The 25940-nt window shown below is 70.3% G+C and carries 28 protein-coding genes; 16 read left to right on the forward strand and 12 right to left on the reverse strand.

Features of this window, described 5'->3' with window-relative positions; all coding sequences use genetic code 11:
* The first annotated feature begins 5 nt into the window (after positions 1 to 5).
* The 5 genes from IT072_RS00285 to IT072_RS00305 are packed head-to-tail and all read left to right on the forward strand — an operon-like array spanning position 6 to position 4802.
* On the forward strand, positions 6 to 992 hold the full coding sequence (locus IT072_RS00285; protein ID WP_223358811.1) for a carbohydrate ABC transporter permease: 987 nt from the start codon (positions 6 to 8) through the stop codon (positions 990 to 992).
* Positions 982 to 1872 (forward strand): carbohydrate ABC transporter permease, encoded by an 891-nt coding sequence (locus tag IT072_RS00290; RefSeq protein WP_223358812.1) that lies wholly within the window; start codon positions 982 to 984, stop codon positions 1870 to 1872. The genes IT072_RS00285 and IT072_RS00290 overlap by 11 nt, the downstream gene beginning before the upstream one ends.
* Before the next feature lie 29 nt (positions 1873 to 1901).
* Complete coding sequence (locus IT072_RS00295; RefSeq protein WP_223358813.1) at positions 1902 to 3023, forward strand: mandelate racemase/muconate lactonizing enzyme family protein; 1122 nt, start codon at positions 1902 to 1904, stop codon at positions 3021 to 3023.
* A 2-nt stretch (positions 3024 to 3025) separates the two neighbouring features.
* A complete protein-coding gene (locus tag IT072_RS00300) occupies positions 3026 to 4018 on the forward strand; it encodes an aldo/keto reductase (protein WP_223361032.1) in 993 nt (330 codons plus the stop codon).
* A 58-nt stretch (positions 4019 to 4076) separates the two neighbouring features.
* Positions 4077 to 4802 (forward strand): GntR family transcriptional regulator, encoded by a 726-nt coding sequence (locus IT072_RS00305; RefSeq protein ID WP_223358814.1) that lies wholly within the window; start codon positions 4077 to 4079, stop codon positions 4800 to 4802.
* Between the two features lie 41 nt (positions 4803 to 4843).
* Here IT072_RS00305 and IT072_RS00310 read toward each other — a convergent pair whose 3' ends face one another.
* Together IT072_RS00310 and IT072_RS00315 are read right to left on the reverse strand one after the other, a co-directional pair.
* Entirely contained in the window at positions 4844 to 5593 is a 750-nt protein-coding gene (locus IT072_RS00310; RefSeq protein WP_223358815.1) for an SDR family NAD(P)-dependent oxidoreductase, read from the reverse strand.
* 44 nt (positions 5594 to 5637) lie between these two features.
* Entirely contained in the window at positions 5638 to 6486 is an 849-nt protein-coding gene (locus tag IT072_RS00315; RefSeq protein ID WP_223358816.1) for a fumarylacetoacetate hydrolase family protein, read from the reverse strand.
* A 142-nt stretch (positions 6487 to 6628) separates the two neighbouring features.
* Here IT072_RS00315 and IT072_RS00320 point away from each other — a divergent pair, with 142 nt between their 5' ends.
* The 7 genes from IT072_RS00320 (at position 6629) to IT072_RS00350 (ending at position 14651) form a co-directional block, all read left to right on the forward strand.
* Positions 6629 to 7921: an enolase C-terminal domain-like protein gene (locus tag IT072_RS00320; protein WP_223358817.1), complete on the forward strand. Its 1293-nt coding sequence runs from the start codon at positions 6629 to 6631 to the stop codon at positions 7919 to 7921.
* Between the two features lie 26 nt (positions 7922 to 7947).
* Positions 7948 to 8277 (forward strand): L-rhamnose mutarotase, encoded by a 330-nt coding sequence (locus IT072_RS00325; protein WP_223358818.1) that lies wholly within the window; start codon positions 7948 to 7950, stop codon positions 8275 to 8277.
* 52 nt (positions 8278 to 8329) lie between these two features.
* The gene (locus tag IT072_RS00330; protein WP_223358819.1) at positions 8330 to 9520 is read left to right on the forward strand and encodes an ROK family transcriptional regulator; all 1191 of its coding nucleotides are present in this window, start codon (positions 8330 to 8332) and stop codon (positions 9518 to 9520) included.
* 151 nt (positions 9521 to 9671) lie between these two features.
* A complete protein-coding gene (gene mmsA, locus IT072_RS00335; RefSeq protein ID WP_223358820.1) occupies positions 9672 to 11219 on the forward strand; it encodes a multiple monosaccharide ABC transporter ATP-binding protein in 1548 nt (515 codons plus the stop codon).
* A 2-nt stretch (positions 11220 to 11221) separates the two neighbouring features.
* Positions 11222 to 12565, forward strand: coding sequence for a multiple monosaccharide ABC transporter permease (gene mmsB / locus IT072_RS00340; RefSeq protein ID WP_223358821.1), 1344 nt, complete (start codon positions 11222 to 11224; stop codon positions 12563 to 12565).
* Between the two features lie 47 nt (positions 12566 to 12612).
* Positions 12613 to 13704 (forward strand): substrate-binding domain-containing protein, encoded by a 1092-nt coding sequence (locus IT072_RS00345; RefSeq protein WP_223358822.1) that lies wholly within the window; start codon positions 12613 to 12615, stop codon positions 13702 to 13704.
* A gap of 275 nt (positions 13705 to 13979) precedes the next feature.
* A complete protein-coding gene (locus IT072_RS00350) occupies positions 13980 to 14651 on the forward strand; it encodes a GntR family transcriptional regulator (RefSeq protein ID WP_223358823.1) in 672 nt (223 codons plus the stop codon).
* Here IT072_RS00350 and IT072_RS00355 read toward each other — a convergent pair.
* From IT072_RS00355 to IT072_RS00370, 4 genes are read right to left on the reverse strand one after another with little or no spacing between them, the layout of a single operon-like run.
* Complete coding sequence (locus tag IT072_RS00355; protein ID WP_223358824.1) at positions 14638 to 15021, reverse strand: hypothetical protein; 384 nt, start codon at positions 15019 to 15021, stop codon at positions 14638 to 14640. The genes IT072_RS00350 and IT072_RS00355 overlap by 14 nt on opposite strands.
* A 36-nt stretch (positions 15022 to 15057) precedes the next feature.
* A complete protein-coding gene (locus IT072_RS00360; protein WP_223358825.1) occupies positions 15058 to 15363 on the reverse strand; it encodes an AzlD domain-containing protein in 306 nt (101 codons plus the stop codon).
* Positions 15360 to 16100, reverse strand: a complete 741-nt coding sequence (locus IT072_RS00365; RefSeq protein ID WP_223358826.1) for an AzlC family ABC transporter permease — start codon at positions 16098 to 16100, stop codon at positions 15360 to 15362. Before IT072_RS00365 ends, IT072_RS00360 begins: the two co-directional genes overlap by 4 nt.
* Positions 16101 to 16147: 47 nt before the next feature.
* A complete protein-coding gene (locus tag IT072_RS00370; RefSeq protein WP_223358827.1) occupies positions 16148 to 16702 on the reverse strand; it encodes a TetR/AcrR family transcriptional regulator in 555 nt (184 codons plus the stop codon).
* Between the two features lie 90 nt (positions 16703 to 16792).
* Between IT072_RS00370 and IT072_RS00375 the strand changes: the two genes are divergently transcribed.
* The gene (locus IT072_RS00375; protein WP_223358828.1) at positions 16793 to 18061 is read left to right on the forward strand and encodes an MFS transporter; all 1269 of its coding nucleotides are present in this window, start codon (positions 16793 to 16795) and stop codon (positions 18059 to 18061) included.
* Here IT072_RS00375 and IT072_RS00380 read toward each other — a convergent pair.
* On the reverse strand, positions 18045 to 19067 hold the full coding sequence (locus tag IT072_RS00380; RefSeq protein ID WP_223358829.1) for an NADPH:quinone reductase: 1023 nt from the start codon (positions 19065 to 19067) through the stop codon (positions 18045 to 18047). The genes IT072_RS00375 and IT072_RS00380 overlap by 17 nt on opposite strands.
* Positions 19068 to 19086: 19 nt before the next feature.
* Positions 19087 to 20274, reverse strand: coding sequence for a MarP family serine protease (locus IT072_RS00385; RefSeq protein WP_223358830.1), 1188 nt, complete (start codon positions 20272 to 20274; stop codon positions 19087 to 19089).
* Positions 20275 to 20414: 140 nt separating this feature from the next.
* Here IT072_RS00385 and IT072_RS00390 point away from each other — a divergent pair, with 140 nt between their 5' ends.
* Positions 20415 to 20576, forward strand: coding sequence for a hypothetical protein (locus tag IT072_RS00390; RefSeq protein ID WP_223358831.1), 162 nt, complete (start codon positions 20415 to 20417; stop codon positions 20574 to 20576).
* A gap of 28 nt (positions 20577 to 20604) precedes the next feature.
* Here IT072_RS00390 and IT072_RS21215 read toward each other — a convergent pair whose 3' ends face one another.
* From IT072_RS21215 to IT072_RS00405, 4 genes are all read right to left on the reverse strand, one after another.
* Positions 20605 to 20733: a hypothetical protein gene (locus tag IT072_RS21215; protein WP_263282054.1), complete on the reverse strand. Its 129-nt coding sequence runs from the start codon at positions 20731 to 20733 to the stop codon at positions 20605 to 20607.
* Between the two features lie 45 nt (positions 20734 to 20778).
* A complete protein-coding gene (locus tag IT072_RS00395) occupies positions 20779 to 21543 on the reverse strand; it encodes a copper resistance protein CopC (RefSeq protein ID WP_223358832.1) in 765 nt (254 codons plus the stop codon).
* The gene (locus IT072_RS00400) at positions 21540 to 22268 is read right to left on the reverse strand and encodes a YcnI family copper-binding membrane protein (protein ID WP_223358833.1); all 729 of its coding nucleotides are present in this window, start codon (positions 22266 to 22268) and stop codon (positions 21540 to 21542) included. The genes IT072_RS00395 and IT072_RS00400 overlap by 4 nt, the downstream gene beginning before the upstream one ends.
* A gap of 80 nt (positions 22269 to 22348) precedes the next feature.
* Positions 22349 to 22987, reverse strand: coding sequence for a hypothetical protein (locus IT072_RS00405; protein ID WP_223358834.1), 639 nt, complete (start codon positions 22985 to 22987; stop codon positions 22349 to 22351).
* A gap of 299 nt (positions 22988 to 23286) precedes the next feature.
* Here IT072_RS00405 and IT072_RS00410 point away from each other — a divergent pair, with 299 nt between their 5' ends.
* Both IT072_RS00410 and IT072_RS00415 read left to right on the forward strand, forming a co-directional pair.
* Positions 23287 to 23955 (forward strand): response regulator transcription factor, encoded by a 669-nt coding sequence (locus tag IT072_RS00410; RefSeq protein WP_223358835.1) that lies wholly within the window; start codon positions 23287 to 23289, stop codon positions 23953 to 23955.
* On the forward strand, positions 23952 to 25640 hold the full coding sequence (locus IT072_RS00415; RefSeq protein ID WP_223358836.1) for a hypothetical protein: 1689 nt from the start codon (positions 23952 to 23954) through the stop codon (positions 25638 to 25640). Before IT072_RS00410 ends, IT072_RS00415 begins: the two co-directional genes overlap by 4 nt.
* The last annotated feature ends 300 nt before the right edge of the window (positions 25641 to 25940 follow it).

The raw sequence follows: 25940 nt of genomic DNA on the forward strand, positions 1-25940 counted from the left end.
GCAGCATGTCCTCTCCGCTGATCACGGGCGCCGCCGTCTCGAAGGAGACGGCGGCGCCCGCCGCGCCCCCGACCCGTCCGTTCCACGTGCCCCATCCCACCCCGCCGCGCAAGGGCGGCAAGAAACGCCGCGGAGACGGCGTCACCGCGCTGGCGTACCTGTGGCCGGGGCTCGCGGGCTTCGTCTTCTTCATCGTCGTGCCGCTCGTGGGCTCGCTGGTGATCAGCCTCTTCGAGTGGCCGCTCTTCGGCTCGCCGACCTTCGTCGGCATCGCGAACTACCAGAAGCTCTTCTCGGACCCGACGTTCTACACCGTCCTCTTCAACACGGTGATCTTCGCTTTCGTCTACACCGCCCTGAACCTCGTCCTCGCGCTCGCGGTGTCGCTGTGGCTGAACACGCGGGTCAAGTTCGCGGGGTTCTGGCGGGTCATCTTCTTCCTCCCCGCCATCACGCCGATGGTCGCCAACGCGCTCGTCTGGCGACTCCTCCTCAGTGACAACGGCATCGTCAACTCCGCGCTGGCGGGCATCGGGATCGACGGGCCCAGCTGGCTCTCCGACTCCCGGTTCGCCCTCGCCTCCGTCATCGCGATGTCGGTCTGGCAGTCGTTCGGCTACAACGTGATCGTGCTCTCGGCCGGTCTCGGCGGCATCCCGAAGGAGATCCTCGAGGCGTCGCGGATGGACGGCACCAATGCCTGGCAGCGGCTCAAGGGGATCATTCTGCCGATGCTGTCGCCGTCGCTGTTCTTCACCATGACGATGACCATGATCGGCGCGTTCCAGGTGTTCGTGCAGCCGCAGATCCTGACGCAGGGTGGTCCGGGCGAGTCCACGAACACCTTCGTGCTCTACCTGTACCGCAACGGCTTCGTCTTCGACCGGCTCGGCTACGCGTCGGCGCTCGCGTGGATGCTCTTCATCGTCGTCATGCTCATCACCGCGCTCCAGTTCGCGGGACAGAAGAGGTGGGTCAACTATGACAAGTGAGTCCGTCCGCACCCCGGAGCGGATGCGCCCGAAGCCGCGCATGCGCCGCGCCCAGAAGGCCGTCGTCGCGAAGACCTGGCTCAACACCCTGGTGCTCGCCGTCGTCGCGCTGCTCTTCACCTTTCCGTTCATCTGGATGTTCTTCTCGGCCCTCAAGCCGGAGAGCGAGGTGTTCTCGCCCACGCCGTCGTTCATCGGGTCGGAGGTGAAGTGGTCCAACTTCGTCGACGCGTGGACGCTCGTGCCGTTCGGCCGGTTCATCTTCAACGGGTTCTTCGTCGCGGTGTGCGGCGCCTTGCTGTCGGTGATCGTCGCGGTGCTGAGCGCGTACGCGTTCTCACGCCTGCGGTTCAGGTACCGCGACCGCATCTTCCTGCTGTACGTGTTCACGCTCGTGCTCCCGCAGGAGGTGCTGGTGGTCCCGCTGTTCATCATGATGAACCAGCTGGGCCTGGTCGACACCTACGTCGCCCTGATCGTGCCGTTCGCGTTCACCGCGTTCGGGACCTTCCTGCTGCGGCAGTTCTTCCTCACCATCCCGATCGAGTTCGAAGAGGCCGCGATCATCGACGGGGCCTCCCGCTTCCGCACGCTGTGGTCGGTGCTGCTCCCGCAGCTCGCGGCTCCGCTGTCGGTGCTCGGCGTCTTCTCGTTCGTCGGCTACTACAACTCCTACCTGTGGCCGCTGATCATCATCAACAGCCAGGACCTCGCGACCGTGCCCCTCGGTCTCTCGATGTTCACCGGCGAGCACGGCACGCAGTGGAGCCTGATGATGGCGGCCTCCACGCTCGCGATCATCCCGTCGCTGATCATCGTCGCCGTGCTCCAGCGCCAGCTCATCAAGGGCGTCGCGCTGGGCGGCTTCGGCGGCCGCTGATCCCGCCCTCCAGAGAAAGCAGAACGACCATGACCCTTGCCCCGCCCGACACGCGCACCGCAGCCGGCACGATCGTCGGAGCCGACGCGTGGCTCAGCGACCTCGCCGTCGAGACCGTGCGCACGGACGCCGTGCAATCGTTCCTCAAGCAGGAGACGATCTTCGTGCGCCTGCGGACGGCCGGCGGCGTGGACGGCCTCGGCTACAGCTACACGATCGGCACCGGCGGCCCGGCCGTGCTCAGCCTCCTGCGCACCACCCTGCTGGAGGTCGTGACCGGCCTCGACGTCAACCGGCCGGAGGAGGTGTGGCGGGCGATGTTCAACGCGACGCGCGCCACGACGGTCGGGCCGATCACCTCGCTGGCCCTCGCGGCGGTCGACACCGCCGTGTGGGATGCGCGCACCAGGACGGCGGGTGTGCCGCTGTGGGTCGCCGCGGGCGGGGCGCAGCCGAGCATCCCGCTCTACGACACCGAGGGAGGTTGGCTGCACTTCTCGACGGACGAGCTCGTCGCGCAGGCCCTGGAGTCGCGTGCACGCGGGCTCGGCGGCGTGAAGATCAAGGTCGGCAAGGCGCGCGGGCACGAGGACTACGAGCGGCTCGCCGCCGTGCGGGACGCCGTGGGCGACGACCTCGACATCATGGTCGACGCCAACCAGTCGCTGACGGCCGCGGAGGCGATCCGTCGCGCTGCCCTGTTCGAGAAGCTGGACATCTTCTGGTTCGAGGAGCCGCTGCCGGCGGAAGACCTCGCCGGCCACGCGCGGCTCGCCGAGTCCACCAGCGTGCCGATCGCCGTCGGCGAATCGATGTACTCCGTCGGGCACTTCCGGGAGTACCTGCAGCGCGGCGCCGCCGGGATCGTGCAGGTCGACGTGGCGCGCGTCGGCGGCATCACGCCGTGGCTCAAGGTCGCGCACCTCGCGGAGGCGTTCAACGTCGCGGTCGCCCCGCACTTCCTGATGGAGCTGCACGTCTCGCTGTGCTGCGCGGTGCCCAACGCGCTCTACCTGGAGCACATCCCGCAGCTGCGCGCGATCACAACGGCCGAGATGACCATCCGCGACGGGCACGGCGTGCCGTCGGACGAGCCGGGTCTCGGCATACGGTGGGATCTCGACGCGATCGAGGACAGGCGGGTGGCGTGACGATGGCGCAGGCGACGACGAACAGGCGCACGCGGGATTTCGGTCGCGGCGGCCTCACGGTCGGTCCGATCGGCTACGGGGCGGCCGCCCTGGGAGATCTGTACGCACCGCGGCGGGACGAGGAGTGGCCGCGCATCGTGCCCGCCGGCTGGGACGCCGGCGTCCGCTACTTCGACACGGCCCCGCATTACGGACTGGGGCGGTCGGAGGAGCGGCTCGGGGCGGGGCTGCGCGGCCGCCCGCGCGACGACTATGTGCTCTCCACGAAGGTCGGGCGGCTGCTGGAGCCGAACCCCGACTACCGCGCCGGAGACACGGACATCGCGAACCTTTTCGCGGTGCCCGCGACCCTCCGCCGCCGGTTCGACTACTCCCGCGACGGCGTCCTGCGCTCGGTCGAGGACTCCCTGCGGCGGCTCGGCGTCGACCGCATCGACGTGCTGTTCGTACACGATCCCGACGAGCACGAGCGGGAGGCGCTGGAGGGTGCTTTCCCCGCGCTGGAGGAGCTGCGGTCGCAGGGCGTCATCCGGTCCTACGGCGCCGGGATGAACCAGTCGGCGATGCTGACGCGCTTCGTCCAGCAGACCGACCTCGACATCGTGATGTGCGCCGGGCGCTACACCCTGCTCGACCACGCCGCGGAGGAGGACCTGCTGCCCGCCGCCCTCGAGCGGGGCGTCTCCGTCGCCGTCGCCGCGGTCTTCAACTCGGGGATCCTCGCGACCGATCGTCCGGTCGCTGCAGCGAAGTTCGACTACAGCTCGGCGCCGGCCTCCGTGGTGGAGCGCACGAACCGCATCGCCGACATCGCGGCGCCCTACGGCGTCACCGTGCCGCAGCTGGCCGTGCAGTTCCCCCTCCGGCACCCGGCCGTCGCGACCGTGGTCATGGGGGCGGACGCGCCGGAGCAGATCGTCCGCAATGCCTCGCTCGCCGACGCGTCGGTGCCCGAGGAGCTGTGGGGCGAGCTCGCCGCGAGCGGGGTACTGTGACGGGCGATCGTCGATCCTCTATCCTCTCGGAACCCACCACGCGACCTAGGATGTGCACATGAGCATCGAATCCGACACCTCGAACGAGGTGAGAGGCGAGCATTTCCTGCCCGCACGACGAGCTCTCGCCGACGACGTGTACGACGCCGTGCTCGGGCTGCTCATGGACCAGGTGATCGAGCCGGGGAGCCGCGCCAGCATCGACGGCATCGCCCGGCAGCTCGGCGTCTCGCCGACCCCCGTGCGCGAGGCGCTCGCCCGCCTCGAGTCCGAGGGGCTCGTGGTCAAGAAGGCCCTCAAGGGATACACGGCGGCTCCTCTGCTCGACAGCGACGGCCTGCGGGAGCTGTTCGAGATGCGGCGGCTGCTGGAGCCGTATGCGACGCGCAACGCCGCCGGTGAGCTCGACGAGCAGACCCTCGACCAGCTCGGGCAGCTCTGCGAGGAGATGCACCGCAGCGGCGAGGCGTCGCAGACCGGCGAGGACCGCTTCAAGGACTACAAGGACTTCGCCAACCAGGACTCCGAGTTCCACCGCATCATCGCGGAGCACTCCGGCAACGCGCTCCTGGCCGACGCGATCTCGCGCCTCCGTTCGCACATGCACCAGTACCGCATCTACTTCAAGCACGGGGTGGTCGACGAGACCTCCGGCGAGCACGAGGCCGTGCTGGAGGCGCTGCGAAGCGGGGATGCCGCGACCGCCGAGGCCGCGATGCTCGATCACATCACGCGGTCGTATCACCGCATCGCGGCGAGCCTGGAGTCGGCCGAACACGAATAGGCTGCGGACGTTTCAGGGGCGCGGCCGCAGCGAGCCGTGTTTCAGGGGCGCGGCCGCAGCGAATACATGCCGCCGTCGACCGCCAGGATGACGCCGTTGGTGGAGCCCGAGGTGGGCGACGCGAGGTAGGCGACGGCCTCCGCGACCTCCTGCGGCTGGACCAGGCGGCCGCTCGGCTGCCGCGCCTCGAGCGCCGCACGCTCGGCGTCGGGATCGGTGGCGGAATCGAGCAGCCGGCCGACCCACGGAGTGTCGGCCGTGCCGGGGGCGACCGCGTTGACGCGGATGCCGAGCGGGAGGCAGTCGGCAGCGATCGCCAGCGTCATGGCCGAGATCGCGCCCTTCGACGCCGAGTACAGCACACGCTGCGGCAGCCCCGCCCACGCCGCGATGGAGCTGGTGAACACGATGGCGGGCGCCGGTGACTCCCGGAGGTGGGGGAGCGCGTGGCGGACGGTGCGGGCCGAGCCGACGACGTTCACGTTGAGCACACGCGCCCACTCGTCGTCGTCGTTCGCCGTGACGTCTCCCTGCGCGCCGATGCCGGCGTTGGCGACAACCACGTCGAGCCGTCCGGCGTCGCCGACCACCGCGGCGACGGCTTCACGCACGGAGGCGTCGTCGCCGATGTCGCACCGGATGCCGGTGTGCGGCGCGGTGACGCGCGAGGGGTCGAGGTCGAGCGCGTACACGCGGGCGCCCTGCGCCGCGAGCTCGTCGGCGATCGCCCGGCCGAGGCCGGAGGCGCCGCCGGTGACCGCGGCCACCAAGCCGTCGAAGTGCTGGGACATCGGTGTCTCCTTCGTGTGTGCGGGAGGGATGCGATCGGGGCGGCTCAGGCGGGGACGACGGTACTGTGCTGCGCGCCCAGCCCCTCGATTCCGACCTCGACCACGTCGCCGGCCGCGAGATACGGGAAGCGGCCGGAGAGCGCGACGCCCTCAGGCGTGCCCGTGTTGATCAGGTCTCCGGGCTCGAGCACGGTGAACTGGCTGAGGCGGTAGACGATCTCGGCGACCCCGAAGATCAGGTCGCTCGTACTCGAGTCCTGGCGGGTCTCGCCGCCGACGCGTGACCAGAGCCGCAGGCCGGAGCCGTCGCCGACCTCCGCGGCCGGCACGAGCCACGGTCCGAGCGGGTTGAAGGTCTCGAAGCTCTTGCCCTTGCTCCACTGCCCGAGGGAGCGCTCGAGCTGGTACTCGCGCTCCGAGACGTCGTTCGCCACGGCGAATCCGGCGATGTGGTCCAGGGCCTCCTCGGCGGAGGAGAGGTAGCGGGCGCGCGCGCCGATGACGGCGGCGAGCTCGACCTCCCAGTCCGTCGTGGTGGAGCCGGGTGGCAGCAGGATGTCGTCGTTCGGCCCGACGACCGTGTTGGGGTGCTTGTAGAACACGACGATGTCCTTCGGCGGCTCGGCACCCGACTCCCGTGCGTGCGCCGCGTAGTTCATGCCGATGCAGATGACGGCCTGCGGGCGTGCGATGGGCGCGCCGATGCGGAGGCCGGCCGCGTCGAGGACCGGCAGCGTCCCGCCGTTCGCGGCCGCGCTCGCACGAGCCAGGCCGTCCGAGGCGAGGAACGCCCCGTCGATGTCCGCGGTGAGCGGGCGCAGGTCCCACGTCGTCGTCCCGTCGCTCACGGCGGGGATCTCCGCTCCGGGCGCTCCGAGTCGCATGAATCGCATCGAGGGTCCTTTCGCTCGCTGACGCGGGGTCGCTCCCATCCTATTGCTATTTCCTATAGGAATTCAACGTCATCGATAATGCTGGTGTTCATCACCTATATCCAATAGGATGTTGCCGACAGCCGAACGAAAGGACAACGGCGTGAGCATCGTCACCGGCTTCGAGACCTTGGACGTGCGGTTCGAGACGTCCGCCCTGCTCGACGGGTCGGACGCGATGAACCCCGACCCCGACTACTCGGCCGCCTACCTGCGCGTGACCACGGACGCCGGCGACGGGCACGAGGGTCACGCCTTCGTGTTCACCATCGGCCGCGGCAACGACGTGCAGGTCGCCGCCATCGACGCGGTCGCGCACCGGGTCATCGGGCGCGACGTGGAGGGCGTCCTCAGCGATCTCGGCGGCTTCTGGCGCGAGTTCGTGCACGATTCGCAGCTGCGCTGGCTGGGCCCGGAGAAGGGCGTCATGCACATGGCCATCGGCGCCGTCGTGAACGCGTTCTGGGACCTCAAGGCCAAGCGCGCGGGGCTCCCGCTCTGGCAGCTGCTCGCGCGGATGACGCCGGAGGAGCTCGTCGACCTGGTCGACTTCCGCTACCTCAGCGACGCGCTGACGCCGCAGCAGGCGCTGGAGATCCTCCGCCGCGCCGAGCCGGGCCGCGCGGAGCGCGAGGCCGACCTGATCGCCCTCGGCTACCCCGGCTACACGACGACGCCGGGCTGGCTCGGATACTCCGACGACAAGCTCCGGAGGCTCGCCCGTGAGGCGGTCGACGACGGCTTCGAACAGATCAAGCTCAAGGTGGGGGACGACCTCGGCGACGACATCCGCCGCCTGGGCATCGCCCGCGAGACGGTCGGGCCGGACGTCCGCATCGCTATCGACGCGAACCAGCGCTGGGACCGCGACCAGGCGATCGAATGGATCCGCGCCCTCGAGCCGTTCGGCCTGGCCTGGGTCGAAGAGCCGACGAGCCCCGACGACGTGCTCGCGCACGCGGCCATCGCCCGGGCGGTCGCTCCCGTGCCGATCGCCACCGGCGAGCACGGCATGAGCCGGGTGCTGTTCAAGCAGCTGCTCCAGGCCGGCGCGGCCTCCATCGTCCAGATCGACTCCACCCGCGTCGCCGGGGTCAACGAGAACATCGCGATCCTGCTCCTGGCGGCCAGGTTCGGCGTCCCGGTCTGCCCGCATGCCGGAGGCGTCGGCCTCTGCGAGGCGGTGCAGCACTTCTCGATGTTCGACTACGTCGCGGTGTCGGGCTCGCAGGAGGGGCGCATGATCGAATACACGAAGCACCTGCACGAGCACTTCGTCACCCCGGTCGAGCTGCACCGCGGGCGCTACCGTGCGCCGCTCGCCCCCGGGATCGGGATGGAGATGATCCCGGAGTCGCTCCGCGCACACGAGTTCCTGCCGACCCTCGTCGACTGACGACGACCCACCGAAGGAGCACCCGCATGCGCGTCGCCCTCCACTCCGTGCTCCGCGAAGGACACGAGCTCGCCTACGACGAGGCCCACGCCGCAATCCCGGACGACCTGGTCGCGTCGTTCGGCCGCCTCGGCATCCGCGACTGGGCGATCTGGCGGAGCGGGCGGCACCTGTTCCACCTCGTGGAGTGCGACGATTTCGCCGCCGCGATGGCGGCGCTGGAGGACGATCCGGCCAATCGGCGTTGGCAGGAGTCCATCAACCGGCACGTCGGCCACTTCGAGCGGCTCGGCAGCGGAGTGGACGGCCAGGAGCTCCCGCTCGTGTGGGAGCTCTCTCAGCAGCGTGACAGCTGACCGTTACGTTCACAGCTTGACTCCAACCCGAGGATGATTCACGCTTATCCCTATGACCGCCACTCCGGGCCTCGTGCCCCGTGGCGCTCGCAATCCCGGGTCGCAGGGCGCACTGAGGCACCTGAACCAGGAGCGCCTCGTCGAGTTCCTCCTGGCGAACGGCCCCTCCACCCAGGCTGAGCTGGCGCGCGGGACGGGGCTGTCCACCGCCACCGTCTCGAACATCGTCCGGGACATGGCGGTCAAAGGCGTCGTCACCACGACACCCGTCACGTCCAGCGGTCGGCGGGCGCTGCTCGTTCAGCTGAGCGACACCGGAGACATCGCGGTCGGCGTCGACTTCGGCCGCCGCCACGTGCGCATCGTGCTCTGCACGCTCGGGTACGAGGTGCTGGCGGAGCAGGAACTCGTGCTCCCGCTCGGCTACGACGTCACCGGGGCGGTGGCCGACGCCTCCGACCTGCTCGATCGCATGCTCGCCGACGGCGGCCACGACCGCGAGTCGGTGCTCTCGGTCGGCATCGGCATCCCCGGTCCCATCGACCGGCGCACCGGCACGGTGCTGCAGGGCGCGATCCTGCCGGAGTGGGTCGGGGTCAACCTCCGCGACCTCGAGAACGCCTTCCGCTTCCCGGTCGTGCTCGACAACGACGCCAACCTCGGTGCGCTGGGCGAGGTCACCTGGGGCGCCCATCGCGGCGTGCGCAACATCATCTTCGTCAAGATCGGCTCGGGCATCGGCGCCGGTCTGATCATCAACGGCCTCACCTACTACGGCTACCTCGGCATCACGGGGGAGCTGGGGCACACGCCCGTCGTGGACCCCGGCGTCATCTGCCGCTGCGGCAACCGCGGGTGCCTGGAGACGGTGGCCTCGACGACGGTCATGATCGAATCCCTCGGCCGGAGCGGGACGGAGCCGGTGACGACCGCGGACATCCTGCGCCGCGGCCTCGAGCGCGATCCGGCGGCGCTGCGCGTCGTGGGCGACGCGGGGCAGGCGATCGGCCAGGCGATCGGGAGCATCGCCAACGTCATCAACCCCGAGCTGGTGCTGATCGGCGGTCCCCTGGTGGGGCTGGGCGACGCCCTGCTGGAGCCGATCCGGCGCGGGATCCAGCACAACGCGATCCCGATCATCGCCGACACGACGACCGTGAGCGTGTCGTCGCTGGGCGATCGCGCCGAGTCGCTGGGCGCCGCGGCCCTCGTCATCCAGAACGCCCTCGCCGGCGCGGAGTAGCCCCGCCCTCCGCGAAGGCGTACCGTGCACGTCACGCAAACCGTTACCGTCTCGTTGTCTTCACTATTTGACGCCAAGACCAGACATAGCGTTTACTACTTAGGCGCATGACCGAACATGCGTGGCAACAATCCGAAACCAAGGAGCGACGATGTCGTCGAACGCAGTCATCCTCGAGATGCGCGCGATCACCAAGGAGTTCCCCGGTGTCAAGGCGCTGGAGGATGTGTCCCTGACCGTCAAGGCCGATGAGATCCACGCGATCTGCGGCGAGAACGGTGCGGGCAAGTCCACTCTCATGAAGGTCCTCTCGGGCGTGTACCCGTACGGGACCTACTCGGGCGACATCGTCTACCAGGGCGAGGTCATGCGGTTCAAGGACATCAAGTCCAGCGAGCAGCAGGGCATCGTGATCATCCACCAGGAGCTCGCCCTCATCCCGGAGCTCTCGATCACCGAGAACATCTTCCTGGGCAACGAGCCCGGTCGCGGCGGCGTCATCAACTGGAACGAGGCCAAGTCCCGCGCCGTCGAGCTCCTCGCGCGCGTCGGCCTCTCCGACGACCCGGACACGCAGATCAAGAACATCGGCGTCGGCAAGCAGCAGCTGGTCGAGATCGCGAAGGCGCTCAACAAGTCGGTGAAGCTGCTCATCCTCGACGAGCCCACCGCCGCGCTGAACGAGGCCGAGTCGGCCCACCTGCTCGACCTCATCCTGGGCCTGAAGAGCAAGGGCATCAGCTCCATCATCATCAGCCACAAGCTCAACGAGATCGAGCGCGTGGCCGACGAGATCACGATCATCCGCGACGGCCGCAGCATCGAGACGCTCAACGTCAAGGCCGACGGCGTGGACGAGGACCGCATCATCCGCGGGATGGTCGGGCGCACGCTCGAGAGCCGCTTCCCGGAGCACACGCCGAAGATCGGCGAGGTCTTCTTCGAGGTGCGCGACTGGGTCGTCCAGCACCCGCAGGTGCCGGACCGCCTGGTCGTCAAGAACTCCAGCTTCACCGTCCGCCGCGGCGAGATCGTCGGCTTCGCCGGCCTCATGGGCGCCGGCCGCACCGAGCTCGCGATGAGCGTCTTCGGCCGCTCCTACGGCAACTTCATCTCCGGTGAGATCTACAAGGACGGCCGGCAGATCCAGGTGCGCAACGTCTCCGAGGCGATCGCGAACGGCATGGCCTACGTCAGCGAGGACCGCAAGGTGCTCGGCCTCAACCTCATCGACGACATCAAGCAGTCGATCGTCGCGGCCAAGCTGACCAAGATCGCGAAGCACGGCGTCGTCGACGACCTGAAGGAGTACGCGGTCGCCGAGGAGTACCGCAAGAGCCTGCGCATCAAGACGCCGGACGTCGACCGCGGGGTCAGCACGCTCTCGGGCGGCAACCAGCAGAAGGTCGTCCTGGCCAGGTGGATGTTCACCGACCCGGACCTCCTCATCCTCGACGAGCCGACCCGCGGCATCGACGTCGGCGCCAAGTACGAGATCTACGGCATCATCCAGCAGCTGGCCGCGCAGGGGAAGGGCGTCATCGTCATCTCCTCGGAGCTCCCCGAGCTCCTCGGCATCTCCGACCGGATCTACACGATCTTCGAAGGTCAGATCACGAACGAGTTCCCGATCGCGGAAGCGACCCCCGAAGCGCTCCTGAAGAGCATGACATCCGCCAAGAAGAGGGTGACGGCATAACCATGACCACACAGATTTCCGAGAAGAAGAAGTCCGGGGGTATCCGCGACCTCGGCAAGATGTTCGGCAGCGGCCAGTCCACCGGGCGCCAGTTCGGCATCCTGGGCGCGCTCGTCGTCATCGTGGTGTTCTTCCAGATCGTCACGGGCGGCAAGACGCTCGACCCGGTGAACCTCATCAACCTGGTCAACCAGAACGCCTACGTGCTGGTCCTCGCGATCGGCATGGTTATGGTGATCATCGCGGGGCACATCGACCTGTCGGTCGGATCCGTCGCGGCCGTCGTCGGCATCGTGGTCGCCCAGGCGATGACGCAATGGCACATGCCGTGGCCCCTCGCCATCATCCTCGGGCTCGTGATCGGCGCCGTGATCGGCGCCTGGCAGGGCTGGTGGGTCGCCTACGTCGGCGTCCCGGCGTTCATCGTGACGCTGGCGGGCATGCTCATCTTCCGCGGCCTCAACCAGTTCATCGGCAACGCGAACACGATCCCGGTGCCGGACGGCTTCACCTTCATCGGCGGCGGCTTCCTCCCCGAGTGGGGCCCCGACACGGGCTTCAACAACTCGACGCTGCTGCTCGGCCTGATCGTGGTCGTCGCGATCGTGCTGCTCGAGGTCCGCACGCGCCACAACCAGACCAAGATGGGCTCCGAGAAGGCGCCGCTCTGGGTGAGCGTGTTCAAGGTCCTGGTCCTGGGCGCAGTCGTCGTGTACTTCACCTTCCTGTTCGCGAGCGGCCGCGTCGGCACCTCCTTCCCGGTCGCCGGTGTCATCCTCGGCGTCCTGATCATCGTGTACTCGTTCGTCACCCGCAGCACGATCTTCGGCCGTCACATCTACGCGGTCGGCGGCAACTGGCACGCGGCGGAGCTCTCGGGCGTGAAGATCAAGCGCATCAACTTCTTCGTCATGATGAACATGTCGGTGCTCGCCGCGCTTGCGGGCATGATCGCCGTGGCCCGCTCGGTCTCCTCCGGCCCGCAGGACGGTCTCGGCTGGGAGCTCGACGCCATCGCGGCCGTCTTCATCGGTGGCGCGGCCGTCTCTGGCGGCATCGGCACCGTCGCCGGCTCCATCGTCGGTGGTCTGGTCATCGCGGTCCTCAACAACGGCCTCCAGCTGCTGGGAGTCACGAGCGACAAGGTGCAGATCATCAAGGGGCTCGTCCTGCTCATCGCGGTCGGCATCGATGTCTACTCGAAGCGTCGCGGCGGCCCCTCGCTGATCGGCCGGATGTTCGGCGGCGGCAAGAAGCAGGAGGCCAACGCCGTGGGCGCCGACCAGCCCGCCGTGGTCCCCGCGGACGACTCCGCCGAGGCCTCGTCCCGTTCACTGACGAACTGACTTCACCTCACACCTGCACCATCCAACACACAGAAAGTAGAAACGCCATGCGCAAATTCGCACTCGCGACAGTGGCTGTCGCAGCTGCCGCCGCGCTCGCCCTCACGGGCTGCTCGAGCCGTGACGGCTCGTCCGGCTCGTCGACCGCGGCCGGCTTCCCCAAGGACTCGACCATCGGAGTCGCCCTCCCGACCAAGACGTCGGAGAACTGGGTGCTCGCCGGTGGCCTGTTCGAGAAGGACCTCAAGGACGCCGGCTTCAAGGCCGACGTGCAGTACGCCGGCGGCTCCGGCGTCTCCGACCAGCAGTCGCAGATCCAGTCGATGATCACCAACGGCGCCAAGGTCATCATCATCGGCGCCGTCGACGGCGGCCAGCTCGCCGCGCAGGCCAAGGCGGCCCACGACGCGGGCGCCGTGGTCATCGCGTACGACCGCCTCATCCTCAACACGAAGGACGTCGACTACTACGTTGCGTACGACAACGAGAAGGTCGGCGAGCTGCAGGGCCAGGCCCTCCTCGACGGCATGAAGGCCAAGTACCCGGACAAGAAGACCTACAACATCGAGCTCTTCTCCGGTTCGCCGGACGACGCCAACTCGAAGGTCTTCTTCGACGGCGCCATGAAGATCCTCCAGCCGAAGATCGATGACGGCACGCTGAAGGTCGTCTCCGGCCAGACCGACATCAAGCAGACCGCCACTCAGGGCTGGCTGCCGGCCAACGCGCAGACCCGCATGGACACCCTCCTCGCGGCCAACTACGCGTCGACCGAGCTCGACGGCGTCCTCTCCCCGAACGACACCCTCGCCCGCGCCATCATCACCTCGGTGAAGGGCGCAGGCAAGCCGGTGCCGATCGTCACCGGTCAGGACTCGGAGGCCGAGTCGGTCAAGTCGATCATGGCCGGCGAGCAGTACTCGACCATCAACAAGGACACCCGCAACCTGGTGAAGCAGGCCGTCGCGATGGTCTCGTCCCTCCAGAAGGGCGACAAGCCGGAGATCAACGACCCGACGTCCTACAACAACGGCGCGAAGGTCGTCCCGGCCTACCTGCTGAAGCCGGTCATCGTGACCAAGGAGAACGCGGCGGAGGCGTACGCCAACGACCCGACCCTGGAGCCGCTGACCAAGTAGCACCAGCCTCCCGCCCTCGGGCGGACGGCGAAAGGGCCGGAGCGACGATGTCGCTCCGGCCCTTTCCGGTGTCCCCCTGGTTGTCCCCCCTGGCCGAAAACCCGTGACAACCCTATGAGCGGGGTGCCGGACGGGACATCGGGGTCCCCACGGATTCTCGGCACCGTGGAATCCCCTACCGGATGGTTTGTTTTGCGACGGGACGCCGACATGAAGTAGACATATATCAGGGTACCCGCATCCTTCATCCGCCTCACCCGGCCGAAAGAACGCACATGCCCCGCGACACCGAGACACCCACCCGCCCGGTCGCCATCCGATCCGATCGCCGGCTTCTGCGCAACGACGTCTTCGAGCTGCTGCTCGAACGCATCCTCGACGGTTCGCTCGAGCCGGGCGCGCGGCTCAAGGATTCCGACCTGACCTCCTGGCTGCAGGTCTCCCGCACGCCGGTGCGCGAGGCGATCGCGCGCCTCTCGGCGGTCGGCCTGGTCGAGACGGCGCCGAACCGGTTCACGATCGTCGCGCCGCTCTCGCCCGTGGACGTCGTCGACGCGATCGCCGTGCTCCGCCGGCTCTACCCCGACGCGGTGCGGCAGTCCCTTCCCGCTCTCGACGCCGACGCGGATCTGGAAGTCGGCCTGCTCGCCGGCCGTCTGGAACGCGACGACGACCAGAACGCGGTCGAGGTGTTCCTGCGCGTGATGCACGTGGTGCTCGCCTCGCTGCGCAACGCGGTGCTCGCCGAGACGGTGGTCGCCGTGCACCTGCGCGTACTGCGCCATCTGCGACTGGAGCCCGGTGCGGCGAGCGTGCTCCCGCGCCAGCGGGTCCTCGCGTTCGCGGCGGCGTTGCGGGCGCACGATCCTCGGTCCGTGCGCATGGTGGAGCAGGTGCTGGACGATGCGGACGTCGCCGTGGGCGCCCGCGCCCTCAGCTTGCGCTGACCGGGGGAACGGCCGCTGGACGACGCAGGGAGGCCCGGTAGAAGCGCAGCAGCTCCGACGCGCTGGGGCGTTGCGCCTCCATGGTGGTGGAGTCCACCCTCCGTGAGGCCATGTGATGCCGCCACGACTCAGCGGCGCAGCGGTAGTCCCAGGCGACCTTCGCGGCGGCATCCAGGGTGCGGCACCAGCCGATGAGTTCGCGCTCCACGGAGGCGGCGGACCAGGTGACGACCCGGAACCAGATGTCGGGCCGGCCGGGGTCGCCGAACGCGAACCGGCGCACGACCGCGTATGCGGGCCCGGCGGCACCCTGGCGCAGCACCCACTCCGTCGGGTGGGCGTTCGACACGGGATGCCAGGATGCGGTCACGGCGAAACTGTACGAAGGGCCCCCGACACCGTGTCGTCAGGGGAGGAGCCGGATGAGTGCCGCCACCACCGCGGCCGCCGGCACCACCACGATGAACGGCACCCGGAGCGCGTAGAGCCCGGCGGCGATCGCCAGGGCGGGGAGGCGCGCGTCCAGCTCCAGCGACTGCCCGGCCCCGAAGGTCTGAACCGCGATCAGGGCGGCGAGCAGGGCGGCCGTGAGCAGGTCGCTGATCCGGGCGACGGTGGGATGGTCGAGCGCCTTCGGCGGCACCAGCCAGCCGACCGCCTTGAGGGCGAGCACGGCGATGGAGCCCAGCAGGATGATGTTCCAGGTCGTCACGGCTCCACCTCCCGCTCCATCGGGATGGCCTCCGGATGCGGCGGATCGTCGCGCGCGCCGAACAGGTTGAGCGCTCCGACCACGATGGCGACGAGCGCGGCCGCGAGCACCGGGAGCCCCGGCATCAGGAACGGTGTCAGCAGGGTCGCGACGAACGCGGCGGCGACGGCCACCGCTTGCGTCTGGCGGGCCTTGAGGCGGGGCCACAGCAGCCCGAGGAAGGCGGCCGCCGCCGCGGCGTCGAGACCGTAGGCGCGCACGTCGCCGATGAGGTTGCCCAGCAGGGCGCCGGCCAGGGTCATGAGGTTCCAGCCGACGTAGACCACGAGCCCGGTGACCCAGAAGCCCGTCCGCTGCGCGCGGGGTTCGGTCTGAGCGGTCGCGACGGCCGTCGACTCGTCGATCGTCAGCTGCACGGCCGCCGACCTCCGCCAGAACCCATGACCGATGATGCGCGAGAGCCGCAGGGCGTAGAACGAGTTGCGCACCCCCAGCAGCGCGGCGCTCGCGATCGCGGTGCCGCCGGCGGCCGCACCGCCCGAGGCGAGCACTCCGATCAGCGCGAACTGCGAGCCCCCGCTGAACATCAGCAGGCTGAGAACGCACGCCTGCCAGACGTCCAGTCCCGACGCGGTCGCCAGTGCGCCGAACGAGATCCCGTAGGCCGCCGTCGCGAGCCCCACGGCCCAGCCCGAGCGCGCGGCGCTGCGGACCTCGGGGGAACGGTCGTCGGCCATCCTGCGAGACTAGCGCGGCGCGGCGGCACGCGCCGCCGCGGTGGTCGCTAGCGGAACAGGCGCCCGACGAGCCCGTCGGCCGTCGTGTCGTCGAGCGTCCACGGCAGGAAGATGACCCGGTAGATGATCGGTGCGATGACGATGTCGATGATCTCGTCGACGGTGAGGCTGGATTCGGGGTGCCGTTCGAGCAGCATCCCGGCCTCGGTGCGCCGGTTGCGGAGGCAGTCGGACTGGCGTTCGCCGGCGCTCGACGCCCCGCCGCGCAGGAGTGCGGCGTTGACCGGCTTGCGGTAGTGGGCGACGAGTTCGCGGGCCCAGCCGGCGAGGTCGTCCCGCAGGCTGTCCGCCCGTGGGATCGGCCGGTCGGGTTCGAGCCGATAGGTCGCGATGTCGTTGATGAGGGTGGGGAGGTCGCCCCAGCGGCGGTAGATGCTGGTCGGGTTGACGCCGGCGCGCTCGGCGATCATCGGCACCGTGACGCGCTCGCTCCCTTTCTCCTTGACGAGGTCCTCGACCGCGGTGCGCACGTTGTGGATGACCGCGGCGCTGCGGCCCCCCGTGCGCTTGGCGGCGCCCTCGTCGATCGGTGTTTCGGACATGACAACAGCTTAAAGCAAATTCTGTTGCTTTAACTGGTTCGAGCGTTTAGAGTCCACTAAAGCAACCCGATTTGCTTTAAGGAGGCCGTCATGACCACAGCCGACGAGATCTGCCCGACCGGCGCCACCGCGGCGCTGCACGTCGCTCCGCGACCCGCCCGTCGCTCCCTGCGGCTGCGTCCGGTCGCCGCCTTCGCCGGAACGGCACTCGCCTTCGTCGCGGTGGCCCTCGCGGTCGGCGCGCCGAGCCCGCTCTTCGTGCTCTACGAGCAGGAGTGGGGCTTCGCCCCGTGGCTGCTCACGGTCGCATTCGCGATCTACGCCGTGACGCTCCTCATCACTCTGCTCGTCGCCGGGTCGCTCTCCGACCACATCGGCCGGCGACCGGTGCTGATCGGAGCGCTGGCCCTGCAGATCGTCGCGATGCTGATGTTCCTGTTCGCGACCGACATCGGCTGGATCATCGCCGCGCGGGCCGTGCAGGGCGTCGCGACCGGTGCCGCCATGAGCACCTTCACCGCCGCCCTCGTCGAACTGGCGCCCGAGAAGCACAAGAAGCTCGGCGCGACCATCGGAAGCACCGCACCGGTGGGCGGGATCGCCCTCGGTGCGTTCTTCACAGGCCTCGCGGTGCAGTTCACGAGCGCGCCGACCACGCTCGTCTTCGTCGCCCTCGCCGTGCTCTTCGCGGCCGGCGTCGTGGTCGTCGCTGCATCGCCGGAGACCGTGGAGCGGCGACCCGGAGCGCTCCGCTCGCTGGTGCCCCGGCTGGTGATCCCTCGGGCCGCCCGTGGCGAGTTCGTCGGTGCGATCCCGCTCTTCCTCGCGACCTGGATGCTGGCCGGACTGTTCATCGGGCTGTCGCCGTCCATCCTCCACGGCGTCTTCCACCTCGACAGCGGGCTGCTCAACGGCGCGATCGTCGCGGTGCCTCCGGCCGTGGGCGCCGCAGCCGGCCTCCTCCTGACCCGTGCGCCCGCCCGGTTCAGCACGCAGTGGGGGATGGTGGCGATCGTCGTCGGCGTCGTCCTCGCCGGGATCGGCATCGCCGCCGCGGTCCTCCCGCTTCTGTTCGCCGGTGCGACCGTGGCCGGTGCGGGTTTCGGCGCCGGGTTCTCGGCGATGCTGCGCATCCTGGCCCCGCTCGCTCCGAACGACAAGCGGGCCGAGCTCTTCGCCGGCATCTTCCTGATCAGCTACCTCGCCTACGGCGTGCCCGCACTCGTCGCCGGAGAGCTGATCGCCTCCGTGGGGCTGCTGCCGACCGTCCTCGGCTACGCGGTGGCGATCGGGGCCGCGGCCGTCGTCGCGCTGATCGTGCAGACGCTGCGCGCCCGGCGGCTCACACCAGGTCGATGAGCACCTTGCCCACGATGCCGCCCTCGACGGCGTCGTGGGCGGCGGCGGTCTCCGCGAGGGGGTATCGCGTGAGCGGGAGGCCGTGCTCGGCCCCCACGGGCAGGGCGCCGTCCGCGACCGCGGCCGACACCGCGCGCACCGCGGCATCCTTCACCGACGCGGCGGTCGTGTACGTGAGCACGAACTGCCAGCGCAGGTTCTTCGACATGCTGGGCCGGACCGGCACGCTCACCTCGGACTCGCCCGGGGTGTCCGCGTAGATCGCGATGGTGGCGCCGGTCGCGGCGACCCGCACGTCGAGTTCGGCATTCGCCGCGGGGTTGACCTCCACCACGATGTCGACGCCGCGCGGGGCCAGCGCCCCGATGGCCTGCGCGGCGTCGGGATCGGTGTAGTCGACGACATGATGCGCGCCCGCCGCCCGCGCGAGCTCCGCCTTCTCGTGGCTGCTCACGGTCGAGACGACGGTCGCCCCGGCCCAGACGGCCAGCTGGATGGCCGCGTGGCCGACGGCCCCGGCGCCGCCCGCGACGAGCACTGTCCGGCCCGCCAGGCTGCCGGGAGCGAGTTCGGCCGGCGCGTGCTCGTACGATGTCAGCGCGCGGTGGGCGGTCAGCGCCGGGATGCCGAGGCTCGCCCCGACGTCGAACCCGACCTCGTCGGGCAGCGGGACGACCTGCCGTTCGGGAAGCACCACGAGCTCCTGCGCGGTGCCGTCGGGGCGCTGATAGGCCGCATCCCACACCCACACCCGATCGCCCGCGCGGAGGCGGGTCACTCCCTCCCCGACCTCGTCGACGACGCCCGCGCCGTCCTGGTTCGGCACCTGTGGGCGCGCGAGCGGTGCGGGATCCCCGCCGCCGCGACGCGACTTCCAGTCCGTCGGATTGACCCCGGAGACGTGGATGCGCACGCGCACCTGACCGGGACCGGCGTGCGGTTCCTCCCGCTCGCCGAGCACGAGCACGTCGGAGTCGCCGGTGGAGGAGTACGTGACAGCCTGCATGACCCCAGCCAACCACGTGTCAGCCCGCGGAGCACGCCCCCGAGCTGATCGGGGCGCTCCCGACCGAGGAGAGCACGGGGCGCAGCTCGGACAGGGTGAGCGCGTATCCGGTGTCCGGGTCGACGGTGGAGCGGGCGAAGACCACGCCGACGACATCCCCCGACGAGTCGAGGAGCGGCCCGCCCGAGTTGCCCGGCCGGATGGTGCCGCGCAGCGAGTAGATCTCGCGCTCGACGGAGCCGCTCTGATAGATGTCGGTGCCGCGCGCCGTGAGCTGGTCACGCACGCGCTGCGGGCTCACCGTGAAGGGGCCGTTCCCGGGGTAGCCGACCGCGTAGGCCTGCGCACCCGACGCGAGGTCCTGCCCGATGTCGAGCGCGGGCGCACCGAGGCCGGTCACATCGAGCACCGCGAGGTCGCGCGACGGGTCGAAGGCCACCAGGGTCGCCCGATCGAGGGTGCCGCTGCCGGACTCGCGGACCACGATCGAGGATGCGCCCGCGACCACGTGCGCATTGGTCACCACGCGCCCGCGCTGCACCACCCAGCCGCTGCCCTCGGAGTCGACGCCGCAGGCGGGCTTGGAGGCGAGAACGGTGACGACGGACTGCTCCGACCTCGTGACGTCGGCCGGAACCGACGGGTCGGGAGCCGAGATCGTCTTGATCGACTCGTCGCCCTCGAAGACCTTGGGTAAGCCGGCACTGGCGAGCGCATCGTCCATCGCGCCCAGCACGGTCGAGGCGGGCAGCGGGGCGATCCCGTTGAGTGCGGCGACGACGCGGGAGGAGTCGGCCGCCTGCACCACGGTCGCCAGGCTGGTCGACATGGCGAAGCCGGCGACGAGCCACACCACGACGGCCCAGGTCGCGAGGCCGAGGACCGCGCCGATCAGGGAGTCGAGCCAGCGGATCGGGCCGCGGCGCAGCACCTTGCCGAGCAGTGCGGCGATCCCGCCGGCGATGGCGTAGACCACACCGGCGCACACGAGGATGACGACGCCGGCGACGATCGAGCGCTGGGTGACTCCGGTCCAGCCGTAGGAGACGCCCCAGCCGACGACGGTCGGTGCCAGGAACAGGCCGAGCGCGATGCCGCAGCCGAGACCGACGAGCGAACCGGCGGCGCGGATGGCGCCGTTGGTGTAGCCGGCGACCACGGCCAGCACGCCGAGCACCAGCAGCACGACGTCGACCACGATCTCCACGGGCCTTACGATGCCGCACCAGGCTGGGCGCAGCCTCAACCCCGGGTGAGCATCCTCTGGCCCTTGTCTCCGAGCGACCCCGGGGCTACCGTCCGTGGTCCGGTCCGAGAAGGATCAGGCGGCCGGGGAAGGAGCAGACCATGAGCGACGAGCAGCGCGGAGACCTCGATCCCGGCGAGCGGGAGATGACCAGTGCCGACTTGACGGCGCACGACGCCGCGCACGGGAACGAGCCCTCGCAGCAGGATCACCACGATGCCGAGACCGAGGAGGACACCGCTTCGGGTGGTGCGCCGGACTGAGGCGCGTCGACGACGGAGGACGGCCGGATCAGTTCCGGCCGTCCTCCTCGTCTCCATCGTCGATCGACTCGGGCGCCGGTTGCGGCGCCGGGACGATGTCCGGATCCATCTGCTCGTCGGGAACGATGTCCGGCTGGTCGCGCTTCGTTGAGGCCATGCGTGGACGGTACGCCCGCGGAGGCCTCGCGACAACGGGGTCCGGTCAGCTCCCTGCGGCGTCGTCCTTCCCGGCGTCGTCCTTCCCGGCGTCGTCCTTCCTCGGGGCGTCCCCCTGCTCGGGGCCCGAAGGGGTGCCCGCTGCCGCCGGCGGCCTGCGCCGGGCGGTCAGGACGACGATGACCACGCCCGCGATCGCCAGCACGACGATCGCGATCGCGATGCCGATCACCAGGCCGAGCCCGGAGTCGTTCGCGGCCTGCGTCGGCTGCGGCGTGGAGGCCGTCACGAGCGGCTCCGAGCCTCCCGCCGTCGGCTCGGGCGAGCCCGGGTCGGACGCCGCGGGCGTCGCGGTGGCGGGAGCGGTCGCCGCCCCGCAGCCGGTGGTCTCGCTGCCGGCCGCCTCCGGAGTGCCCGCCGGCGGCTGGTAGGCGAACGTGTACGAGTTCGAGACGGTGTGGCCGTCCGCCGAGACGATCTGATACGTGACCGTGTACGAGCCGGCTGCTCCGAGCGCGACGGGCGCGCTGACGTTGCGGTCGGCGACGGTCGCGCATCCCGTTTCGAAGTGGCGCGTCGCCGCGTCGGGGCCGGTGACGGTCAGCAGGGTGCTGGAGCCGTCGCCCGCCAGGTCGAGCACGCGATCGTTGAACGTCAGCGTCACCGTGCTCAGCGGGGCGGTGACCGTCGCATCGGCCGCCGGGTCGCTGCTCACCAGGTAGTCGTGGGCGGACGCGGCGACAGCGGGCAGCACGGCGAGGGCGAGGGCGGCGGCCAGGCCGGCCGCCGCCGCGAGGGCACGACGCATCATGCCCGCACCTTGCCCCGGCGCACGAGCGCCAGCACCGAGATCACGAGGGCGATGGCCCCGAGGGCGAGTCCGCCGATCCCGAGCCCGATCGACACGGCCGTCGCGGCGGTCCCCGCGGAGGTGGAGGCGGGCGTGGTGCCGGTCGTCTCGACCTGCGTCGTCATGGTGCCACCCTCTTCGGCCGGAGCCGGGTCGTTCACGTAGAGCGTGGGGGCGGGGTGCTCGGGCTCCTTGCCGGAGGCGGGAGTCTTGTCCGCCCAGTCGACGACGCTGCCGTCGGAGTAGTACTGGTGCGTCGGCAGCAGGATGGATCCGGTGTCGGGCACCGCGCCGGCGGAGATCGTGAACTCCTGGAACTGCCCGGGAGCGATCTGGGTGCCGTTGTCGGCCGTCCAGGTGATGCGCACCGGCGCTTCGGTGATGGTGCCGTCGTCGGTCTTGACCGGCGTGGCGAGGGTCTCGGTGTCGACGGAGGCCGTCCACCCCGGGATCGGCTGGTAGCTGACGGAGGTGAACGGTGTCGCGGTGGGCAGGTCGACCACGAGCTTCACCGTCCCCGCCGTGGCGGACTCGGTGGGCACCTTGAACGTGAGGGTGGCGTAGCTGCCGGGCGTCGCCGAGTCCGGCGTGACGTGCACGTGGGCGCTGGCCGCGAGCGGTGCGGCGAGGAGCAGCAGGGCGGTGGTGGTCGCCGCGATGGAGGCGGCGAAGGTCGTCTTCTTCATGAGGGTCCTTGGTCTCTTCAGGGTCGTCGAACGCGTGCGCGCGCCGGACGGCCCCGACCGCGAAGAGCGAGTGGATGCCGTCAGAACGCGCCGGCGACGGCCGGAGGCCCGCGATGCCGGAGCCGTGCGAGAGGAAGGCCCAGATCGCGCACGTGCGCCGGCTCGGCCGCGGCGACCGTGGCGACCACGGCGACGACCCGCACCGGAATCGGAGAGGCGCCGGCGACGAGACGCGCGAAACGCAGCACCCCGAGCCGGGCGGTCTCGAACAGGCTCCAGAAGGCGCGCTCGCCGAAGCGCAGCGCGATCACCGTGATGAGCGCCGCGGTGGCGTGCGTCAGCCACATCGACGGCGCCGTGTAGTCGGTGTGCCCGGCCGGCATCGCCGCCCCGGTCATCGTCAGGTGCGACCCGGTGTGCACGTGGACGGCGGACGCGCTCGTGCCGTCGGCGGAGACGAAACGCGCCGTGCCGTCGCCCAGGCTGAACAGCGCGTGGAACAGGAACTGGCTCAGCACGACGGAGGCGACCAGCCTCCAGAGCGACAGCCGGCGAGACGTGAGCGCGATGGAGGCGAGGGTCGCGAACGCCAGGCTCAGCGCCAGGGGGACGACGCCGGGCACCGCTCCGCCGCCCGCGACATGGAACAGGGCGGCGACGAAGATGGCGACGGCGGACGCGAGGGTGCCGCGCATCGCGCGCGCCGGCCTCGATCCCATCGGTCCGTCCTCACTCGTCGCCCTCACGGTGTCGACGAGGGTTCGGAGTCAGTCTACGGAACGGATGCCGCCTCCCGGGCACCCTGGTGGGCCGGCGCCGCCCGGCGGTCCAGTGCGACGGGACGCCCGCGAGGCCGAGACTGAGGGCGCGAAGGCCGCTGAGACCCGCGCGCGCCGGGTGGCCGCGGTCCTGAAGGAGCTCCGCTCCTGACAGCGGCGTCGCGCATCCTCGCCGTGCTCCTCTTATAGGGGCGGGATGCGGGCATGCGCGCATCCCGCAGGCGGTTATCCTGTGCAGGATGAGCCAGGTGGACGGCGGAACGTGGAGCAGGAGGGTGCTCGTGGTGGAGGACCACGCCCTCATGCGCTCCCTGGTCGCCGACGCCTTCCGCCAGCGTGGATTCGAGGTGACGTCCGCCGCGTCCGCGCCCGAGGCGCTGGGAGCCCTCGAGACGGCCGACCCCGACCTCCTCGTCACCGACATCGACCTCGGCCAGCGGCCCAACGGGGTGGAGCTCGCCACCATCGTGCGGGAGCGTGCGCCGCACGTGGCGGTGCTGTTCCTGAGCAACCTGTCCCGGGAGGCCGCCGCGGCGAGGGCGAAGGACACGGTCGCCGACGCGTCCTACGTCAACAAGTCCGCCGTCGAGTCGGTCGACGACCTGGTCGACGCCGCCGAGGCGGTGCTCGCCGACCGGCCCATCGCGCGCGACGCGGAAGCGAGCGGGCAGCGGGAAGCGCTGCTCCGGCTCAGCGAGGCGCAGCTCGAGACCGCACGCCTGCTCGCGGCCGGTCTCACCAATGCCGAGATCGCCCGACGGCGCGGTATCTCGGTGCGTGCGGTGGAGAAGAGCGTCGAGCGCGTCTTCCACGCACTCGGCCTGTCGGCGGAGGAGGGCACCACCCCGCGCGTCGCCGCCGCCACCCTGTACGTCACCACCTTCGGCGATCCCCGCAGCGGCCTATGACCAGCATCGCGCGGGCACGCACGCAGCGCCTGATCGCCCGCGCGACCGGCCGCTCGGCGATCACCGTGTGGACCTGGGTGATCACGGCTCCGTTCGCGCTCACTGTCATGTCGGGGTTGCAGTACATCCACGGCGGGCCGGTCGCGGTGCTCGCGCTCTCGATCACGCAGCACCTCGTCGTCGGGGTGCTTCTCGTGCTCGCCTGGGCGGTGTTGCGGGTCACACCCGCGCGCATCCGGGTCGCCGCGGTGTTCACGCTGTTCGCCGGCATCGGGGTGCTGCGCCCGCTGCTGTTCCTCGCGGTCGGGGAGGTGCTGGGAATCGGCGTCGAGACCGGCGACCTCGTCGGCCGCATCGCGATCAACGTCGTGACCACGGTCACCATCTTCACCCTGATCGCGGTCGGCGTGGATCTCGTGCGCGACCACCTGGGCGTCTACCGGCGCCTGCGGGCCGCCCAGCGGGCCTCGGAGCTCGACGCCGAGCGGGCGGCGCTGCGGGTCAGCGCCATGCGGCACGCAGCGGTCGACGATGTGCTCGCCGAGATAGAGCGCGCCGCCGTCGTGGCGGACGCGCCGCTGCGGCCGAGCGAGGCCGCTCGTGTGCTGCGCGGGCTCGCGTCCGACGTCGTCCGCCCGGTGAGCCACTGGCTCTACGAACGTGAGGATGCGGAGGCCTCCGGCGCAGCGGAGGATGCGCGGGTGAGCAGGCGCGACTGGGTGGTGTCGGTGCTCGGGGGGATGCAGCCCGCCCCGCCGATTCTGCTCGCCGTGCTCTTCGCCGCCCTGGTGACGCCGTTCGGCCTGTCGCAATACGGATTCCTGCTGAGTCTTCCCGCCGTCGTCGGAGGCCTGATCGTCGTCGCCGCCGGCAACGTCGGCGTGTCCAGCTTCGCCGCGCGCTCCCCGCAGCGATACAGGGTGCTCGTCCTCGTCGTCGGCTACGGGGTCGTCGGCATCCTGCTCTCCCTCACGACCGATGCGGCGATCCGCTGGGTGGGCGTCCACCCGCACTTCATCTGGTTCGAGGCCGGCACGTACCCGTTGATCGCCCTCGCCCTGGCGCTCGTCGTCTCTCTCTCCTCACGCATCCGCCTCGACCAGCACGGCCTCGAGGCGGCCGTGCAGGCGAGCGTCTTCGATGCCGCCCGCCTCCGCGCCGACTACGATCACCAGCGCGCCGCGCTCGCCCGCATGCTCCACTCGGGCGTGCAGTCGGAGTTGATCGCCGCCGCGCTCGCACTCAGCGCCGGAGGTGGCGAGGACGCCTCGGGCGAGTTGCGCCGCGTGGTCGACCGCATCCGCGTCGAGTTGCTCGCCCCCGCCGACGAGCCGGAGCCCGAAGCGCGGGTCGGCGCTCTCGTGGAGAGCTGGCGGTCGGCGATCGCCCTGCAGTCGAGCATCGCCGCGGACGCGTGGGACCGTCTGCGCGAGCCCGCGCGTTGCGAGGCCGTCGTCGACGCGATCTCGGAGGGCCTCGCGAACGCGGTGCGGCACGGCGACGGGAGTCCGGTGACACTGGATGTCCGCTCCACGGACGAGTCCGGCGTGTCGGTCGTCGTCACCTCGGGCGGCGCGCTCTCGTCGGCCGCGCCGGGCATCGGCCTGCGGCAGTTGGCGGAGCACGCCGACGTCGATCTGAGAGAGTCGGAAGGTCGGGTGGAACTCGCGGTCGTCGTGCCGTGAGACGCCTGTCGTAACAACCGTACCCGTTGGTTCGGAACCCCCGCGACGGAGCTAGATTCGGTCGGCCGGACCCCGCATCCGTGCACTGTCCCAGCTGGGGCGCTTCTGCGTGACCCGAACACGCGGGATGCGCCCCGTGGAGGCCTCCCTGCGAAGGCCTCGATGATCTATTCGTCTGCATTGATAGAACGTTCAGGCGAAATGGGGTAGAAAAGATCGGGTACGTGCCCGCCCCTGCCCCCTCAGGAAGATCAGCTTGTCCCGTTCCTCTGCCTCACCGCGGCCTCGCCGTGGGTCTCG

This window comes from Leifsonia sp. ZF2019, assembly GCF_019924635.1.
Taxonomy (GTDB): Bacteria; Actinomycetota; Actinomycetes; order Actinomycetales; family Microbacteriaceae; genus Leifsonia.

Excerpts from the sequence above, each read along its gene's own strand:
- IT072_RS00405 (WP_223358834.1), bottom strand. The coding sequence starts at position 22,987 with ATGGGATCGAGGCCGGCGCGCGCGATGCGCGGCACCCTCGCGTCCGCC.
- IT072_RS00300 (WP_223361032.1), top strand. The coding sequence starts at position 3,026 with ATGGCGCAGGCGACGACGAACAGGCGCACGCGGGATTTCGGTCGCGGC.
- IT072_RS00375 (WP_223358828.1), top strand. The coding sequence starts at position 16,793 with ATGACCACAGCCGACGAGATCTGCCCGACCGGCGCCACCGCGGCGCTG.
- mmsB (WP_223358821.1), top strand. The coding sequence starts at position 11,222 with ATGACCACACAGATTTCCGAGAAGAAGAAGTCCGGGGGTATCCGCGAC.
- IT072_RS00365 (WP_223358826.1), bottom strand. The coding sequence starts at position 16,100 with ATGGCCGACGACCGTTCCCCCGAGGTCCGCAGCGCCGCGCGCTCGGGC.
- IT072_RS00370 (WP_223358827.1), bottom strand. The coding sequence starts at position 16,702 with ATGTCCGAAACACCGATCGACGAGGGCGCCGCCAAGCGCACGGGGGGC.
- IT072_RS00315 (WP_223358816.1), bottom strand. The coding sequence starts at position 6,486 with ATGCGATTCATGCGACTCGGAGCGCCCGGAGCGGAGATCCCCGCCGTG.
- IT072_RS00410 (WP_223358835.1), top strand. The coding sequence starts at position 23,287 with ATGAGCCAGGTGGACGGCGGAACGTGGAGCAGGAGGGTGCTCGTGGTG.
- IT072_RS00295 (WP_223358813.1), top strand. The coding sequence starts at position 1,902 with ATGACCCTTGCCCCGCCCGACACGCGCACCGCAGCCGGCACGATCGTC.
- mmsA (WP_223358820.1), top strand. The coding sequence starts at position 9,672 with ATGTCGTCGAACGCAGTCATCCTCGAGATGCGCGCGATCACCAAGGAG.
- IT072_RS00400 (WP_223358833.1), bottom strand. The coding sequence starts at position 22,268 with ATGAAGAAGACGACCTTCGCCGCCTCCATCGCGGCGACCACCACCGCC.
- IT072_RS00285 (WP_223358811.1), top strand. The coding sequence starts at position 6 with ATGTCCTCTCCGCTGATCACGGGCGCCGCCGTCTCGAAGGAGACGGCG.
- IT072_RS00305 (WP_223358814.1), top strand. The coding sequence starts at position 4,077 with ATGAGCATCGAATCCGACACCTCGAACGAGGTGAGAGGCGAGCATTTC.
- IT072_RS00380 (WP_223358829.1), bottom strand. The coding sequence starts at position 19,067 with ATGCAGGCTGTCACGTACTCCTCCACCGGCGACTCCGACGTGCTCGTG.
- IT072_RS00310 (WP_223358815.1), bottom strand. The coding sequence starts at position 5,593 with ATGTCCCAGCACTTCGACGGCTTGGTGGCCGCGGTCACCGGCGGCGCC.
- IT072_RS00390 (WP_223358831.1), top strand. The coding sequence starts at position 20,415 with ATGAGCGACGAGCAGCGCGGAGACCTCGATCCCGGCGAGCGGGAGATG.
- IT072_RS00330 (WP_223358819.1), top strand. The coding sequence starts at position 8,330 with ATGACCGCCACTCCGGGCCTCGTGCCCCGTGGCGCTCGCAATCCCGGG.
- IT072_RS00415 (WP_223358836.1), top strand. The coding sequence starts at position 23,952 with ATGACCAGCATCGCGCGGGCACGCACGCAGCGCCTGATCGCCCGCGCG.
- IT072_RS00395 (WP_223358832.1), bottom strand. The coding sequence starts at position 21,543 with ATGATGCGTCGTGCCCTCGCGGCGGCGGCCGGCCTGGCCGCCGCCCTC.
- IT072_RS21215 (WP_263282054.1), bottom strand. The coding sequence starts at position 20,733 with ATGGCCTCAACGAAGCGCGACCAGCCGGACATCGTTCCCGACGAGCAG.
- IT072_RS00350 (WP_223358823.1), top strand. The coding sequence starts at position 13,980 with ATGCCCCGCGACACCGAGACACCCACCCGCCCGGTCGCCATCCGATCC.
- IT072_RS00290 (WP_223358812.1), top strand. The coding sequence starts at position 982 with ATGACAAGTGAGTCCGTCCGCACCCCGGAGCGGATGCGCCCGAAGCCG.
- IT072_RS00345 (WP_223358822.1), top strand. The coding sequence starts at position 12,613 with ATGCGCAAATTCGCACTCGCGACAGTGGCTGTCGCAGCTGCCGCCGCG.
- IT072_RS00325 (WP_223358818.1), top strand. The coding sequence starts at position 7,948 with ATGCGCGTCGCCCTCCACTCCGTGCTCCGCGAAGGACACGAGCTCGCC.